Below are 17,587 nucleotides of genomic sequence, written 5' to 3' on the forward strand. Positions count from 1 at the left end.
CACGGCACAAAGGGCTCTCCTAGAAAAACTTCAAGAAGAAGTAACAAAATCAATAGGAATGTAATCGCCTAAGTTAATACCTAATTGTGTAGCACGCCCCCCGCGTAATTCAATCACCATATCGATATCAGTGTTAAGAGTAGGTCCGTAGGTGGAACAGGGGTCTTCTTGACAAGGGGGGACATTGGTGATTATTTGTTTTACTTCTCCATTGAATAGAAAAATCATGTCTAAAGGAAAGTTAACATTCTTCATCCAAAATCTTACCGGTCTTGCTGGCTCAAAAATAAAGAGCATTCCTCGATTGTCTGCTAAAGATTCTCTATACATTAAGCCAATACGTTGTTGTTCTGCAGTTTTAGCAACTTCTAATGCAATCACTTGTTCATTGATCGTGATCGTTGCCTTGGCTTCTACAGGGCGTTTTTTACCCTGGGTTTGAGCGGTTATTTCTAATACCTTCTCAAGGCTACTAGAGCGAAAGTCAGTCCACTCTGAAAAAAAATCTCCAAAGGATAAAATAGCAATGATAAAAGTTGAAGTTAAGGCAATCGATAATTTCATTGCAAATCCCATCTTAAATCAATGTTTATAAACAGTTACAGTTGAATAGGAGAAAAGAAATACAAAGTAAAGTTTTTTCCTTGTCTCCTTTCTTTCTCATTATCCTTCTCTTAGGACATAGCCAACACCGCGCACAGTGTGGATTAATCGTTTTGGATTTTTACTCTCTATTTTTAAGCGCAAATAGCGAATATAAACTTCAATAACATTAGATTCCCCTTGAAAATCATATCCCCAAACATTTTCTAAAATTTTATCCCGTGTTAGTATTTTCTTAGGATGAGACATGAGGTATTTAAGCAATTCAAATTCCTTCATTGTCAAATCAATAGCTATTTCATCCACAAAAAGTTGGCGGTTATGCAAGTCTAACATTAAATTGTCAAATTGAAGTTTTTCAGTAACTGTCTTAGTAGTAGCTAAATAAAAATGGACTAACTTGAGTAGGTTTTCAGTATGATAAGCTGTTAAAATATAATCATCAGCTCCTGCCTCTAAACAAGCTACTCTTTCTTCAACGCTGTCTTGATCAAGTACCATAATAATCAACGCCTGGTTCTGGTTCTGAGCCTTTCTCAACTGATGGCACAAAGTTAATCCGGCTTTTTTGGAGCGGTGACGATCAATAACTATCATAGCTGGTTGTTGTTTCTCGACTTCGATTAGGGCTTTATGAGCGTCAGATACAATCACCGGGGTGTAACCAATTTCTATTAAATCAGCTTTCGCACGTTGATTAAAGGATTCATCAAGCTGTACTAACAAAATACAACGATTCATCGTATTAGAGGTTATTAAACTCATAAGTGATATTTTTTATGTAAAAAACTGTCAGTTTAAGTCATTTATTCTATAAAAATTTCCGTTACTACTCGATCTTGAGTATTGCCGCTGACAATAATTTTGTTATCGTGTATAGTGCCTACAGCTTTTTCTCCAGTTAAATTAAAGTCCGGATTAGTTTGTTCGTAAATGATATTTCCCAAAGCTTCGATGATCTGAGTACTAACATTCCAGGTAAGATTGTTTGAATATAGTTTAGCGGCATTAGCGGTGCTATTGCCTTGAACTCCGCCTCGAAGATAAGCAATATTATTAATCAAATCAACCTCAGCCTGATTACCGGCAATAACAACTCCCTGTTGATAGTGAATTAATTTGACCGGTTTGTACGAGGTGACTTGGCGCGCTTTGTATTTCCAAATAAATTCGTTAGTTGCTACTTGTACTGGAGGTTCAATTGATTTGAACTCAATATTTTCTTGAACAATGACCTGTTTAGTGTTGAGATGAACTTCAGCACGGTTAGCGACTAGTTTATCAGTGATGGTTTTATCTTGGAAACAAACTATATTAAGTAAGCGATCACCCATGACCTTTTGTTCAGGAATATTCCAGAGTAGATGTTCTGTTTTTAGTTGCATCCGAGGCTTTTTCGAAGTAGCAATAATATCTCCTATAAATTCAAGTTTTTGCTTAGTAGCATAATATTTACCCTCCTTAGCAGAAGCCATAAGTTGAGGATGAGAACCCCGTAAATTTTTTCGTATTACGAGGATCGATTCTTGGGGTTTCCACTCCACCTCGTCACTCTGCATTACCGCATTGTTACGAGGATCAACAGCGACAATATTTTCTTTGAGATAAATTTCTTGTCCATCTTGAAAAATCTCTCCTTGGTCAGCCTTAATGCGAAGAACAATCTTACCATTTTGAAAAATATTGCCTTTGACGACAGTTAATTTAGCCTTTTTACGATCAGGACTATATGCAGCTTCATCTACTTGAATTTTCCAAAGCATTTCTCCTTTAGGATTAGATTGTTCTAAGGTCGCGTTTTCAAGGATTAATTGACTTTCTACATTGGTAGCTTCCTGCTGTGGTTTATCAGAATTGATCTGGGATTGATTGTTTTCTTGACAGGCAGTGATAGCCGAGAGTAGAAACAGCACTCCAACTATTAGAACCCATCTGGGTTGGAGATGCTGCGTCTGAAAAAAATTTGAGCTATCCATTTGGTTGAAGTTATGTGAGTCTAACCTACCTACCTTATCCTGGTTTATTACTATCTAACATCCCGACCCCTGAAAAACTACCATAAGACATATTGGGTTTGGGAGTTTTTTGAATATCTTCTTTTATTTGGTCAAGATCAATGTAACGATCAGCGACATTGATTAAACTATCACTAGTCATCGAACGCAAGCTAACAACTTCGATGCGCGCTCCTCGATAGCTAACTGAGTCAGCCGCATAGGCTAAATCTCCATCACCACTGACGATTACAGAGGTATCATAAGCTCCTACTAAAGCCATGAGATCAACAGCAATTTCTACGTCTAAGTTAGCTTTTTTTGAGCCGTCAGGTAATTGAACCAGATCTTTAGCGATTACTCGATAACCATTACGACGCATCCACAATAAAAAACCCTGTTGTTTATCGTTGGTACGATCAACTCCTGTATAAAAAAAAGCCCTTAATAACCTAGAGCCTCCTGTCAGGCGACACAGCAACTTTGTATAGTCAATTTCAATTCCTAATTGAAGAGCAGCATAAAATAAATTGGAGCCATCAATAAAAATAGCAACACGTCCTCTATTTTCTAATACCTGTTCTGGAGTAAATATAGAATCATCTTCAAATTCTTCAAACATTTGTCTTATTCCTGGTTGATTATTGAGAAGGTATGGTTTATGAAATGGATTTGTTATTTCTGGCTTATATTTCATGGGATTTGTAAATTGGTAAAAGGTGTAATAGCAACATTGTTTCCCTAACACCCGGTTTGGCCAGATTTAGGTAGATTCTTCCTCGGGAAGGTTAAGCCTAACAAAAATAGGTTGGGATTTAGTTAAGGTTTGACTAACTTCAATTTTTCCCCACTGACTATGTTGAGCAAAGGGAACATTTTGACGGACGTGATCGCCGTCATTAAAATCGACGGATAACCCCAATTGCTGGTATATTTTATTACTTAAATTGGGAATTATTGGGGATAATAAGTAAGCACTCAAGCGGACTGATTCTAACACAGCAGCTAGAATAGTTTCGACTTCCTTTTGTTTTCCTTGTTTAAATAAACTCCAGGGAGCTTGTTCATCAATGAATTTATTACTTGCCTGAATTAAACTAAAAATTTCTTCACAGACCTGATTAAACTTGATGCTTTCATAGGCTTGAGTTACTTTTATCCCCAAATCTTGACCAGTAGTTTTTAATGGATGATCTAACGGAAGATTAGCTGCTCTAGGAATTATCCCTTTACAATATTTTTGGGTCATCCCAAGAGTTCTACTGAGCAAATTTCCTAAATCATTAGCTAAATCAGCATTGAGTACATTAACAAAACGGGTTTCATTGAAATCTCCATCTCGTCCACATTCAATTTCTTTAAGAAAATAGTAACGTACAGCATCGGAGCCATAACGGTTCACTAAATCCAAAGGATCGACTGTATTCCCTAAACTCTTACCCATTTTTTGACCATCTTTAGTCAAAAATCCATGACCGAAAATTTTTTCAGGCAAAGGCAATTTTGCTGACATCAACATGGCTGGCCAATATACTGCATGGAAGCGTAAAATATCTTTCCCGATTAAGTGAAGATTAATGGGCCACCATTGAGATAAAGCGTTCTCTAGAGTCGGTTCCTGATCAGAGTCAAGCAAAGCAGTCACATATCCTAGAAGAGCATCAAACCAAACGTAAATGGTATGATTAGCATCGACTGGAATAGGAAAACCCCAATTGACGTTAACACGAGAAATTGAGAAGTCTTGCAGCCCTTGACTAACAAATTTTAAGATTTCATTCCGGCGAGTTTCTGGTTGAATAAACTCATAATGTTCTTCATATAAGGTTTCGAGGTCCTCTTGATATTTGGACAAACGAAAGAAATAGTTTTCTTCATCACGCCATTCGGCTTTTTTGTTGGGATGAAGAGGACAACACCCATCTTCTTGTAATTCCCTTTTTTCTTTGAACTCTTCGCAAGGAACACAATACCATCCCCTTTGTTGAGCTAGATAAATGTCGTCATTGTCGTAGACACGTTGAAAAAACTCCTTGACAATTGCTTCATGACGTTGATTAGTTGTGCGGCTAAAACGATCATATTGGATATTCAGCTTTTGCCACAGATCTTCAAAACCTGCAACAACCTTATCGCAATGTTGTTGCGGATCAAGTCCTTTGTCTGCTGCAGTGCGTTGAATCTTCTGTCCATGTTCATCGGTTCCCGTGATAAATAGGACAGTAGAACCTTTCAGTCGTTGAAAGCGTGCTATGACATCAGCCACCATAGTCGTATAGGCACTCCCCATGTGAGGCACGTCGTTAACGTAATACAAAGGAGTAGTTAAAGAAAATGTTTGTGACTTAGTCTTGTCTGTGATCATTTAAACTTACACTGTAAAAATAAACGGCATTTACCTATGCTATTGACACATTTTTTTTACTGTTATGTTTATCCCCACTTGGAATTAAGTTGTTAGTTATTTGTATCACTTTTAGTTCTAGCCTAATAGAGGACTCTCTATAAATAAAAATAACCTTAAGCTAAAATTTTACAGACAATTTTTTTGTTGTTTTAGATTCCAGCTTACTTTAAGAGGTACTGTTTAAATCTTTCTCTAAGCTAACGTAATCTATCGTAATAGTTTCTCGAATTTTTATATAAATAATCTAAGATTTTTTGTTGATATTTTGAGAACTAATAATTTTTATCAAGTTAAATCGGTTGTATATATAGCTCAAAACAAAATTATTATCATTTTTTGCTTTATGTTTAGTTATTTAAAAATAACTAGTCAGACTTGAATAGAGACAAGTAGGATAGAGACGCAGATAACTCATATAAAAATCATTTACTACCAAATTTAGGAAGTCATTAGTTACAGCTTGATCTAATTAGGTTATTTTTTCATTAATTTAGAGAGATATCTTTTGTTTTAGTCACTAAGATAAAATAAATGTTTTTCGGATGACTATAACGCCATAGGTTAAGACATAATTCTTTCTGGCTAAGGGATTAGATTAGTGTAATTATAGTAAATAACTCCCTTATTCAGACAAAACTATTAAGGGGAGATTTACGAAAAGTTATGGCTGAGTTTTTAAGCAATCTGAATGATTAGGGCATGGTGGGCTAAAAATTAAACTATCTCCATTAAATTAACAATTATTTTAGATACTTATTATTTATTAATAAGTATCTAAAATAATTGTTAATTACAAATGTTTCGCGATAGACTCCTTAATCTCAGGCTAAATACTTTACAATATTAGAATTAGTTTTACTGACACCATAATAAAATTATTGAGTACCAGTTAAATGATATAGTTTTGTAACTATTGATTAACTCAAAGTTGAAACTGAAAGCAATCCGTGGTGAGAAACTTTACTTCATCGTCTAAGATTTCTAGATTATAGAGAAATTATAAAAGTGGTTAAGTGTACCTAACTCCTCATGTTTATCCCAAAAGTAGAGTTAATTACCTAAGGTTGTAGGATTGTCTTAATTGCAAATTGTAAATTATGCACCACTGCCATCAGATGATAAGACATAATTTATGTTGTTTGCCAGTTAACCTCATGAATTGATTTGATCTAAAACTAATCCAGATTATAATTTGGGAATATTTTCGAGGATATCTACTTCTAGAATAAAAAATTCCTGATCGAAAATAATAGAGATCAGGAATTTTTTAATAAATAAAAACCTTGTTGGAAATTTAAGAAGTGGCCTGACGTTCTTTGACTTCGGCAATCACGTCTTCAGCTACATTGTTAGGGCAAGGTGAATAGTGAGAAAACTCCATAGAGAATTGACCCCGGCCTGAAGTCATTGTACGTAAGTCTCCAATATAACCAAACATCTCACTTAATGGGACATCAGCCTTGATTCTAGCTCCCATAGGAGTCGAATTTTGAGATTTAATCATTCCTCGACGACGGTTAATATCACCGATTACATCTCCCATATAATCTTCAGGAGTGAATACATCCACATTCATAATAGGTTCGAGGAGTTGGGGTCCTGCTTTTGGAATGGACTGACGATAACCAGCTCGTGCAGCAATTTCAAAAGCAATTGCAGAGGAGTCAACAGGATGAAATCCGCCGTCTGTTAATGTTACCTTAAGATCTACACAGGGGAACCCAGCTAGAATTCCTTTCTTAATACTGTTTTCAAAGCCTTTCTGAACTGCCGGCCAAAATTCTCTGGGAACGTTACCTCCAGTCACCTTGGACTCGAAGGAGAAACCACTACCAGGTTCTCCGGGTTCGATAACATAGTCAATTTTCCCGAATTGACCTGACCCCCCAGATTGTTTTTTGTGGATATAGGTATCATTGACGATTTTTGTAATAGACTCACGGTAAGCGACTTGGGGTTTACCAACTGAGACCTCAACCCCATGAGTTCGTTTGAGGATATCTACCTTAATATCAAGGTGAAGTTCTCCCATCCCCTTCATAATAACTTCACCACTTTCTTTATCGGTTTCTACATAAAATGAGGGATCCTCTTGAACCATCTTACTGAGTGCTATTCCCATTTTTTCATTGTCTCCTTTCTTTTTCGGAGAGACAGAAACGGAAATTACAGGATCAGGGAAGATCATAGGTTCTAAAGTGGCTGGAAACTGGGGATCACAAAGAGTATGGCCTGTTTGGACATTTTTCATTCCTACAATTGCAACAATATCTCCGGCCTGTGCAGTTTCAATTTCTTCACGAGAATTAGCGTGCATTTCCACCAAACGGCTAACCCTTTCGCTTTTTCCTGTAGCGGTGTTGAGCACGGTATCTCCCTTGGAAAGGGTTCCAGAATATATACGGGTGAAGGTGAGTGCGCCGAAACGATCATCCATGATCTTAAAGGCTAAGGCCCGTAGTGGTTTATCGGGGTCGACAATAGCAAATGCTCCTGTTTCGTTACCTTCAAGATCAACCTCCGGTTGAGGTTTGAGTTCGGTAGGATTGGGTAGATAGTCGATTACAGCATCAAGAACTAGCTGTACTCCTTTGTTTTTAAAGGAGGAACCGCAGTAGCTGGGAAAAAAGGCAAGTTCACGGGTTCCCTTACGAATACAGGACTTAATTTCATCGATGGTCAGTTCTTCCCCTTCAAGATATTTTTCCATAATCTCGTCATCCTGTTCAACTGCCATTTCGATCAACTGTTCACGGTAAAAGGTGACTTGATCAGCCATATCGGCAGGAACTTCTTTAATTTCATAATTCATGGGATCTCCAGAATCATCCCAAATCCAAGCCTTTTCAGTTAATAGATCGATAACTCCACGGAATTCGCTTTCTATTCCAATGGGAAGTACCATAACTAGGGGTTTAGCGACAAGGATATCTTCTACTTGTTTGATAACTGAAAAGAAATCGGCTCCTGTGCGATCAAGTTTATTGATGTAAATAATTCGAGCGACTTTGGAATCGTTAGCATAACGCCAATTGGTTTCTGACTGTGGTTCTACTCCACCTGAACCACAAAATACTCCAATTCCTCCATCAAGTACTTTGAGAGAGCGGTAGACTTCAATGGTGAAGTCAACGTGACCTGGAGTATCAATAATATTGAGTTGGTGATCTTTCCAAAAACAACTGGTAGCGGCAGATTGAATGGTAATCCCACGCTCCTGCTCCTGTTCCATGAAGTCTGTGGTAGCCGCGCCTTCATGAACCTCACCTATTTTGTGAATTTTTCCAGTTAGTTTGAGAATTCTTTCAGTGGTGGTAGTTTTTCCCGCATCGACGTGAGCGAAGATGCCAATGTTACGGTAACGAGTTAGGTCTTTGTTCATACTAGGTCTACAGGGTTTAGGTCTTACAAATGGTATTTAGGGGAAAATAGGCGTTTTACTCATAGCCAGCGCAGGAGGCTGGAACTAAACCACTCGGAGCGTTACACATTCGAGTTATGTCTATGACGACACCAAGAATTGTTAAGCAATTTTACACTTAAATTACAGTGAAAGTTTGTTTCCTCCTCTAGTTGTTCTGACTATGTTTAAGTTCATAGACATAAAAAAGTAGATTCAGCTTTTTGAATAGATAGTTTACAATCATTAAGATAACTATTCCAGTAATCGCAACCTTAAAAGTTTAAGGGAAGTCATTCTGAACACAGAAAAGTAGGTTTAATAGCTTGTTTAGGAAGCTCTATGGCGGCTTTATGGAAGTAAAGAGAGATTACAATGAGTAAACCTAATCTCTGTACTGAACATAAGTAGCAAGGGATATGCAATTAATATTTTTTAGCTAATTATAGATGTTATAGTCCTAGGCATCGAAAGAGCTTTGTTTTACCTTGATAAGGGATACTTTCAATTAGCCCTTATCAAGGTAAAAGTATGAGATTTTGTAATAACCCCTAAACTAATACACATACTTTTTGCTACCAGGATTAATTCAGAATAGGTTTGGTACTGCCAACCCAACTATTAGGATAATAATTCCCGGACATCAGCTACTTTGCCGCTAATAGCTGCAGCTACTACCATTGCTGGACTCATTAACAGTGTTCGCCCGGTGGATGAGCCCTGACGGCCCTTAAAATTACGATTAGAGGAGGAGGCACTGATTTGATCTCCTTGTAACTTATCAGGGTTCATAGCCAAACACATTGAACATCCAGCCTCACGCCATTCAAATCCAGCTTCAACAAAAATTTTATCAAGACCTTCTGCTTCTGCCTGGAGTTTCACCCTTTCTGAGCCTGGAACGACAAAAGCTTTGACTCCTGGAGAAACCCGATATCCTTGAGCGAATTTAGCTGCTTCTCTTAAGTCGCTAATACGACCATTAGTGCAACTTCCTATAAAGCAAACATCCACCTTAGTGCCTTTGATGGGAGTTCCTGGAGAAAGTTGCATATATTCACATGCTTCTTGAGCGATCGCGCGATCGCCATCGGATAGACTCTCAGGGATAGGAATTTTTTCTTTCACACCAATTCCTTGACCTGGAGTAATTCCCCAAGTTATTGTGGGCTCAATCTCCATTGCATCAAATACTACAATATCATCATAGATTGCATCTTCATCAGAACGGATATTTTTCCACCATTGTACTGCCTTATCCCAATTGTTTCCTGTGGGGGCAAAATCCCGGCCATGAAGATAGTCAAAGGTAACTTTATCAGGATTTACATAGCCGCATCTAGCTCCCCCTTCGATAGACATATTACAAACTGTCATTCTTTCTTCCATGGACATAACCTCAAAAGTAGTCCCGGCGTATTCATAAGCGTAACCCACTCCTCCTTTAACTCCTAATTTACGGATGATATGGAGTATCACATCTTTAGCGTATACTCCAGCTCCTAAGGTTCCGTTAACTTCAATTTTACGGACTTTTAGTTTAGACAAAGCTAGAGTTTGGGAAGCTAAGATATCCCTAACCTGAGAGGTTCCTACTCCAAAGGCAATTGCCCCAAAAGCCCCGTGAGTCGAGGTATGAGAGTCTCCACAGGCAATGGTCATGCCTGGTTGGGTCAACCCTTGTTCTGGTGCAATAACATGAACAATTCCTTGATTTCCCGAGCCAATACTATATAAGGGGATACCGTTCTCTTTAGTGTTGGTTTCCAAGGCTTGGATCATTTCTTCAGCCAAATAGTCAGCGAAGGGGCGAGACTGATTTTCTGTTGGGACAATATGATCGATAGTAGCGACAGTGCGATCACGGTACAATACTTCTAGTCCTCTTTCTCGTAACATAGCGAATGCCTGGGGACTAGTGACTTCATGAATTAGATGAAGTCCAATAAAAAGTTGAGTTTGTCCTGAAGGTAAAACTTTGACGGTATGGGCATCCCAAACCTTGTCGAATAGGGTTCCTTGACTCATGTAGGTAGCCTAAATACTTAGAAGATACATCGTTTACATGTTATCCATGTATGATAACGTTTCTTTGCTTCTGAAGCTGATCTTTGTTCCTAACCAAATATTGAGTGTAACCTTTTTTATAGTAAAAATATAATGAGAGTTCGTCTTTTTTTAAAAAACTTTATTTAGAGTTTTTTTCGTAGCTGCTAATATAGTGCCGTTTATAAAACAACCTGAACACAATGGACCCGTCAGTATATCCATAACTGTCAATAAAGATACTTACAACTAACCCATGATTGCATTTTATTCTAAAATTATTGAGGGTTAAGTAGAGATGGTATACATCTTCTATGTTCTTCTGCCGTCTCAGAGTAGTATAGGGAATATCAATATTATTTAATTAATCTTAGTAACAATTTCCACAATCTACTTCCTAATTTTTCTAGCCAGGACATAGTCATATCAAGCCATTCTAGAATATTTTCTAACGGATGTTCAACATATCCCGTAGATTCAGCTTCAGTTTCAATCCAATTTGATGTTTTTTTCTTAAAATTATCTTGAATATCTACTTGTTGTAAAGCTGAATAAGTATTAGAAATAATTGTAGCAGTTGAGTTAAGCTCTTTATTTTTCTTTTGCTTATTCTTGTGTTTTTTAATAAAAGGTATTCTTAAGTCTTTTTTCAAAAATTTGGCTGAGTAAACTTCTTCTTTGGAAGATTGAGGTAAAGCAATGAACTGTTTGGATAAATTAGAAGTTGTTTCTTCTAAGTAAAGATCATTCCAAGATAAGCAAGGATCATCGCTTTCTTCAGTTAAGTTAGCGTGATGCAAACTAACACTTGGAGATAAAAACTGGGACTTGATAGTTTTAAAAGATTGTTTGGATTTGAATTGAAAACCAGAAGTTTTTTGTCCAAAAAAGTAATCAATAGCCGCAAAAATCAACATTCTTAGCTGAAAAGGATTATCTTTTTCTGCCATTAAAGATCGGCTTGTCCATTTTTGAAGTTTTTGTTCTAATTCTTGAATTGGTTTAATATTAGATTTGATAATATATTTTTTAAAAAATTTAGGTTTGTCTTGTGAGGAAGATAATTCTTTTGACCTATTTATCGAATAACTATTAATTGATTGATTAACTTTATAGGATAATTTTTTAAAATGTTTGTAAAAATAGTTTTTTGACTTTTGAATAACCTCTTTAAAGTATTTAATGTTCACCTTGAATGATTGTTTTACTTCACTGCTGACTGGCTGATGTTCAATTCTAATGTTTAAAAAAGATTCTCCAAATAGATTAAGTTTTATTGCCATCGGACTTGTTTGCATCCATCTCATTCCTTGCCAAAACCAGCGTACTGGAGGTAAAACATTTTGGGGATTAGTGGAAAAGCTAGAGATTAGACTAGGAGTTTTGCGAGACTGAGTTAGTTTGAAGCGACGACTATACAAATAGTTCGCAGTTTCTACCTGAATGAGCTTTTGAAGAATTTTTTGTTGACTAGGGGAAAGAACATCAACAGTCTGATTGTTTGATTTGACTAACACTAGATAGCAGCTATCTAAAATACTAGCAACTCCTTGAATTGTGAATTTATGACTCAAATTACTATCATCAGTTTCTGTTTGTGTAACTTTTCCTATCGATAAGAATTCCGAAGAGGCTAACCAAGGTTTAATTGTTTGTAAAACTTTATTAAGGGGACGATCACTATCCAAGGGAAGATAAGAAATTTCCTCGGAGGATAAGGAAATTCTTTCAACAGTTTGTCCCAATTGTCGTCGAACCGTTCTACCTGCTTGTACAAGTAAGTACAATGGGAACACAAGAATTTGTGTTCCCCATTTAGCGGTAACTCTCAAATGTCGAACAACACGGCCAAAATTGTCTCGTAGTTCTAAAGAGTGACGATTTACGAAATTAAAAAGTTTACTTTTATAGGGACTACCGGAGGAAGAAGGCATAGGCGTTTTGAGTCGTTAACCTCAGCTGCCTTTTTATTATGCCTGAAAGTTGAGATAAAGGAACCCCATTCAACCATAACTTTGATTGGTATTTAGAAATACCAGAGAAAATCTGAAGACAATTGTCAATTAATTGGATACTAGTGTTAGGAACTTGTATAGGTTCGGTCAAGGTTACTTTTTCGTTTCAACAAAAAAACATTCGCATAGCTATCCTGTCAATATTGCTCTCAAGTTTAGATAGAACAGGGCTAATATTGTATTGCGTCCCGTGTTAAATCAGGTATTTGTTTAAATAAATACATTAAAGTTACATCTAACTATTCAAGTTAGAAAAGCAAATTTAGTCAAAGCACAGTAGCCAATTAGACCTAGCATTATGATAAGACATAATGATATTTACGTAAAAATAATTATGTCTTATCTCTTATTTTAGTAATTTTTTTATATAAATAAAATTACTTATAATTCCGCTAAATAACAAAGTACACTAGCTATTTTTAACAGTTATTATCTATTTCACTATAGTCGAATCCATTCAATCCATTTCTTAGCGTAAAATTTATAAAAAATAAGTATTAAAATACAAGAAGATATTTTTATAGTCTAAACATATTAAAAAAATCAGATTAGTTATAAATAGTTAGTAGATTTGTTTTTCTAAATGTTCTTTTTCTAGCTAATAGCAATTTTAATTCTAATCAATTTATTTATCAAAGTCTTACCCAGTTTAAAAAGACTTTTGGTATTTGTCTAGATTAGAAGGGGTAAAATGCTATCCTATCATCATAAATTTAATACCTAAATATTCTAGTTTAGTCAAAAATTTACTTATTTATTTAAACGTTTTTCCTAATGCTTCTACGTTAGTAATAAATGAGCAATCTTTAGTAATAAATGAGCAATCTATTGTCTTTGTAGTCTTTACTTAATTTCTGCGAATCTTACGATGAAGATATCCCAGTATTTATACAAATAAACTGTGAATCCATTGTGTTATCTTTATTTTCCAGAAGTTTGATTTCTGTTCGATAAAGAGCCTTTAGGTGAATAAGATGAGGAACGTATTGATGAACTTTCATGTAATTGTTGACGACCATTACGAATAACATTAAGCATGTTGTTAAGTTCTTGTTCCAGCTGTGTCAGTACCCCATCAGTATAACTATCAGCATCCTCCTGGAGTTTTTGAGATTCTGCAAGACTTTGTTGACGTAACTTCTGTATCTCCTCCATTGTCACTTGGTGTAACTGTTCCATTTCTGCTACACTCTGCTTCTGCATTGTCTCACAGTCTTGCTGAACCTGTTGCCGTAGTTGATTGGCTTCTTGTTGTGCTTGTTGGATGATTCGCGTCTCATCTAAAATCTGTGCTGCTTGTTGCTTAGCTGATTGAATAATTTGTTGTGCATAAGCTTCTGCTTCCGTTAAGAGTTGCTCTTCTTGCTCGAGAACCATTAAAGCTTGACGAATTGATTGAGGAAGCTTCTCTCCGATGAGATCGAGTTGATCAATTAATTTTGCTTCATCAATCATTGTCCATCGTGTTAAAGGGATATGAAAACTTTCGTAAATCATCTCCTGAAGATGAGCAAGTTCTTGCTGAATATCAAAATCAACTTCTCGGCGATTGGTCATAGCCTTATTTTGATGGTTGACCGTTTCATTACGGGATGGGGGATTTCGGCGTAGCATAGAGATTAAGTTAATAGACTCTCAAAAAGTATAAATTATGATTGACTTTCACGATAGTACCAATAAATATCTCTAGCTACATTGCCAGGGACTAAATGGGATATAGGTCCGCCAAATTGTGCAATTTCTTTAACAGTACTGCTGCTTAGGAAGCTATATTCAGTAGTTGTCGCTAAGAAGACAGTTTCTATTTCTTCGGAAAGTGTTTTGTTGGTATGGGCCATTTGAAGTTCTTTTTCAAAATCCGATAAAACTCTCAACCCTCTTAATAAGACCCCAGCGCTATGTAATCTAGCATAGTCTACTGTAAGTCCAGTAAAACTATCGACTCTAACATTAGTTAAATGTTGGGTGCATTCACGGATTTGTTCAACACGCTTTTCTGTCGAAAATAATGGATGTTTATTAGGATTACATAACACAGCAACAATAATGTGTTCAAATAACTTCCCCCCCCGTTCAATAATATCAAGATGACCGAGGGTAATAGGATCAAAGCTGCCAGGATAAATTGCAATCACGAGATTTAGTTTATAAAAGAAATCAGGTTATCCTTCTACCTAAAACTTCCCCTGATAAAGAGACACAAGTCTAAGATACAATTAAAACATAATATTATCTATAAAGCTTTATAAGCTCAACTGTCTCAGCAGTAGAATTATACTCTACTTTCTTTAATTGAGATAGATAATGAGACACTTAAGATTCATTAAAATTATAATTTTTGTTCTAAATTTATTAAAAAAACTTCCTTTAACCCATGTGGTTAAAGGAAGTTTCCGATTTAATGAAATTCTCAATTGAGAAATATTATTACTGTGAGAAATAACCCAATTAATTAGTAAGCTCCATTATTCCTAGGAAAAACGACCACCTCAATGGTTTTAATCATTACCCAAAGATCCATTAACCAATTGCGGTAGTTTACATAGTAGACATCGATTTGAACCCGTTGGGGATAAGGAATATCATTTCGTCCCGAAACTTGCCATAAACCGGTAATTCCAGGACGAATTGTGAGAACCTTATCAATACGATTTCCATATTTACAGAGTTCTTCAGGAACTAAAGGTCGTGGACCTACAACACTCATATTCCCTTTGAGAACATTCCAGAACTGAGGAAATTCATCCAAACTAGTTAAGCGTAAAAACTTCCCAATCCAAGTAATTCGTGGATCGTCTCTTAGTTTGAAGTTATCTTCAAACTCAGCCCGCATCTGAGGGGAGTTAGCCATCATTGACTCTAGTACCTCATCTGCATTATGAACCATGGTTCGGAACTTAATACAACCGAACTTTTTAAAATTTTTACCAGCTCTCTCCTGGATATAAAAAATGGGGCCAGGAGAACTGACAGCAATCAATAACCCTAAAATCAAATAGAGCGGAGAAAAGAAAATCAAAATAAAGAGAGAAAAACTAATATCAAAGACACGCTTGGTAACATCTCCATCTAATAAAGTCTGTGACCATGACCTTTGATATCTTCTTTGGGATAACGAGGAAGTTAAACCCCGTCTCATCAAAGCCTGTAAGGCTTTGACAGAGATAAATTGGCTGTTAGCAGTCATCTTACTCCTTCACATCACATCACACCACACATTCCCGATCATAAAGCCATACAACTTAAATTATGGCAATTCTTATTATAGAAATCGGAAATTTTTCTCAGAACTTTTTTGGGTAAAGTTCTTCTCACAATCTTCTAAAAACGCTAAATAAGACGTTTTAAAGATTTTCGGAGTAAACTTAGCTGCCTGTTGACGACAGCTTTCCGATTTAATTAGATGTTGAGACTTTTCAAAAGTTTCAACAGTTTTAACTAAATTTTCTGAAGTCTGGGAAGAAAAAAGTATTCCTGTTCCCTTTTGGGGATATTGACGAATATCGAGTACAGTTTCTAGTGCACCACCTCCTCCATAAGCAATAACTGGGGTTCCACAGGCTTGGGCTTCGACTAGGGCAATCCCAAAGTCCTCACAAGCAGCATAGACAAAGGCTTTTGCCTTAGCCATGTATTGCTCAACGATCTGATTAGATTGGTTCCCTAATACCTTAATATTGGACTTAGCCAATTGGCGAATTAAGGGAAGATCAGGACCATCACCAATAATAACTAAAGGATAACCCAATTGATTAAATGCCCGCACTATTAATGAAATCTTTTTATAACTAACTAATCGGGAAACGCTTAGATAAAAATCTTCCTTGTGAGAGGTAAAATCAAATCGTTCAAGATTTACAGGAGGATAAATCACTTTCGCTTGACGACGATAGCAACGCCAAATTCGGCGTGCGGTGTGCTTAGAGTTGGCAATGAAGTAATCAACTCGATTAGCACTAGTTACATCCCATTGACGTAAACGATGTAAAAGATAGCGAGTTATAATACCGGCTACCCCTTTTCCAGCAGGAGAATATTGTAAATAATCAAAGGTTAGGTCCCAAGCATACCTCATCGGAGTATGGCAGTAGCAAACATGAAGTTGATGAGGACTGGTTAGAATCCCTTTAGCTACTGCGTGAGAAGATGACAAAATAATATCATAGTTCCTTAGATCAAACTGTTCTATAGCAATTGGCAACAATGGTAGATATTTTTGGACCCCATTACGTGCTAGAGGAAAATATTGTAGAAAACTAGACCCTACCGAGCGTCCATAGAGATAGCTTTGAGGATTGGTAGATTCAAAATCAATTAGGGCGTATAGATCCGCTTTAATATGCTGTAAAATTTCTTCAACTACTAATTCTGACCCCCCCGTTGCTTTGGGGGTCAACCATTCGTGAACTAGGGCATATTTCATAACTTTATATCCCTTTTTTTGGGTAAGGTCACAAAGGCAGGGGTCATCAAAAGAAAATAAGGTGAGTTTCAGGTAGTTCTATTCATGAAAAGAGAAGGAGCTCTTGCTAGCGATAGCTGATTACTAAGTTCATCATTTTTGTCTCTAAACATAAAAGACAGTTAACTTAATACCTTAGAATTCATCAGCTTCTTGATGGCTATTAATTGAGCCTGGATCATTGTCCCGTTTAGACCCCAATAATTCTAATCTATCTACGACAATCACAGGACTAGAACGATTCGCTCCAGTATTGCGATCAGTCCATGTTTCAATAACTAATTCTCCTTGAATGCCAATCAATCCTCCTTTTCTTACGTAGTTGGCTGCTATTTCAGCTGGTTTGTTCCAGATTTTGAGTTTAAACCAATCTGGAGTATCAGTCCTATTACTGCGACGACCAACTGCTAAAGAAAGCTCGCATAAAACTTTTCCTGAGTCAAAATACCTGACTTGTGGATCAGCACCCGCACGACCCACTAAATGAACAACGTTTAACCCCATTTATCTGTTAACTTTAGTTAATAATTTAATGTGAAAACATATTTATTGTAGAGGAAAATTGTCTTGATGACTTTAATTAACCTAAATTAAAACTGGCAATTGTTACCATATACCAAAAAAGTTTAGAGTCAAACTATATTTTGTAAACAATCAATA

General features: G+C 36.4%; 14 protein-coding genes. All 14 read right to left on the reverse strand.

Annotated elements, in window-relative coordinates; translation table 11 throughout:
• Positions 1-30: 30 nt before the first annotated feature.
• Positions 31-564 carry a DUF192 domain-containing protein gene (locus OXU93_RS01915; RefSeq protein ID WP_267384151.1) on the reverse strand — a complete coding sequence of 178 codons (534 nt, stop codon included), beginning with the start codon at positions 562-564 and terminating at the stop codon, positions 31-33.
• 99 nt (positions 565-663) lie between these two features.
• On the reverse strand, positions 664-1,368 hold the full coding sequence (gene nblR / locus OXU93_RS01920; RefSeq protein WP_267384152.1) for a response regulator transcription factor NblR: 705 nt from the start codon (positions 1,366-1,368) through the stop codon (positions 664-666).
• Positions 1,369-1,409: 41 nt separating this feature from the next.
• Positions 1,410-2,579 carry an LPS export ABC transporter periplasmic protein LptC gene (lptC, locus tag OXU93_RS01925; protein WP_267384153.1) on the reverse strand — a complete coding sequence of 390 codons (1,170 nt, stop codon included), beginning with the start codon at positions 2,577-2,579 and terminating at the stop codon, positions 1,410-1,412.
• Positions 2,580-2,613: 34 nt separating this feature from the next.
• On the reverse strand, positions 2,614-3,219 hold the full coding sequence (locus OXU93_RS01930) for an NYN domain-containing protein (protein ID WP_267384743.1): 606 nt from the start codon (positions 3,217-3,219) through the stop codon (positions 2,614-2,616).
• A gap of 141 nt (positions 3,220-3,360) precedes the next feature.
• The gene (gene metG / locus OXU93_RS01935; protein ID WP_267384154.1) at positions 3,361-4,962 is read right to left on the reverse strand and encodes a methionine--tRNA ligase; all 1,602 of its coding nucleotides are present in this window, start codon (positions 4,960-4,962) and stop codon (positions 3,361-3,363) included.
• Between the two features lie 1,336 nt (positions 4,963-6,298).
• A complete protein-coding gene (gene fusA / locus OXU93_RS01940; protein WP_267384155.1) occupies positions 6,299-8,386 on the reverse strand; it encodes an elongation factor G in 2,088 nt (695 codons plus the stop codon).
• 639 nt (positions 8,387-9,025) lie between these two features.
• Positions 9,026-10,432 (reverse strand): 3-isopropylmalate dehydratase large subunit, encoded by a 1,407-nt coding sequence (leuC, locus tag OXU93_RS01945; protein WP_267384156.1) that lies wholly within the window; start codon positions 10,430-10,432, stop codon positions 9,026-9,028.
• Between the two features lie 374 nt (positions 10,433-10,806).
• A complete protein-coding gene (locus tag OXU93_RS01950; protein WP_267384157.1) occupies positions 10,807-12,384 on the reverse strand; it encodes a hypothetical protein in 1,578 nt (525 codons plus the stop codon).
• The gene (locus OXU93_RS01955; protein ID WP_267384158.1) at positions 12,365-12,556 is read right to left on the reverse strand and encodes a hypothetical protein; all 192 of its coding nucleotides are present in this window, start codon (positions 12,554-12,556) and stop codon (positions 12,365-12,367) included. The genes OXU93_RS01950 and OXU93_RS01955 overlap by 20 nt, the downstream gene beginning before the upstream one ends.
• Positions 12,557-13,386: 830 nt before the next feature.
• Complete coding sequence (locus tag OXU93_RS01960) at positions 13,387-14,079, reverse strand: ATP synthase F0 subunit B (protein ID WP_267384159.1); 693 nt, start codon at positions 14,077-14,079, stop codon at positions 13,387-13,389.
• Between the two features lie 35 nt (positions 14,080-14,114).
• The gene (gene coaD, locus OXU93_RS01965) at positions 14,115-14,600 is read right to left on the reverse strand and encodes a pantetheine-phosphate adenylyltransferase (RefSeq protein WP_267384160.1); all 486 of its coding nucleotides are present in this window, start codon (positions 14,598-14,600) and stop codon (positions 14,115-14,117) included.
• A gap of 317 nt (positions 14,601-14,917) precedes the next feature.
• On the reverse strand, positions 14,918-15,652 hold the full coding sequence (locus OXU93_RS01970; protein WP_267384161.1) for a sugar transferase: 735 nt from the start codon (positions 15,650-15,652) through the stop codon (positions 14,918-14,920).
• A 75-nt stretch (positions 15,653-15,727) separates the two neighbouring features.
• A complete protein-coding gene (locus OXU93_RS01975; RefSeq protein ID WP_267384162.1) occupies positions 15,728-16,888 on the reverse strand; it encodes a glycosyltransferase in 1,161 nt (386 codons plus the stop codon).
• A gap of 174 nt (positions 16,889-17,062) precedes the next feature.
• Complete coding sequence (locus tag OXU93_RS01980) at positions 17,063-17,431, reverse strand: single-stranded DNA-binding protein (RefSeq protein WP_267384163.1); 369 nt, start codon at positions 17,429-17,431, stop codon at positions 17,063-17,065.
• Positions 17,432-17,587: the final 156 nt, after the last annotated feature.

The organism is Cyanobacterium sp. uoEpiScrs1 (assembly GCF_947331815.1).
In the GTDB taxonomy this organism is placed as follows: Bacteria; Cyanobacteriota; Cyanobacteriia; order Cyanobacteriales; family Microcystaceae; genus Rippkaea.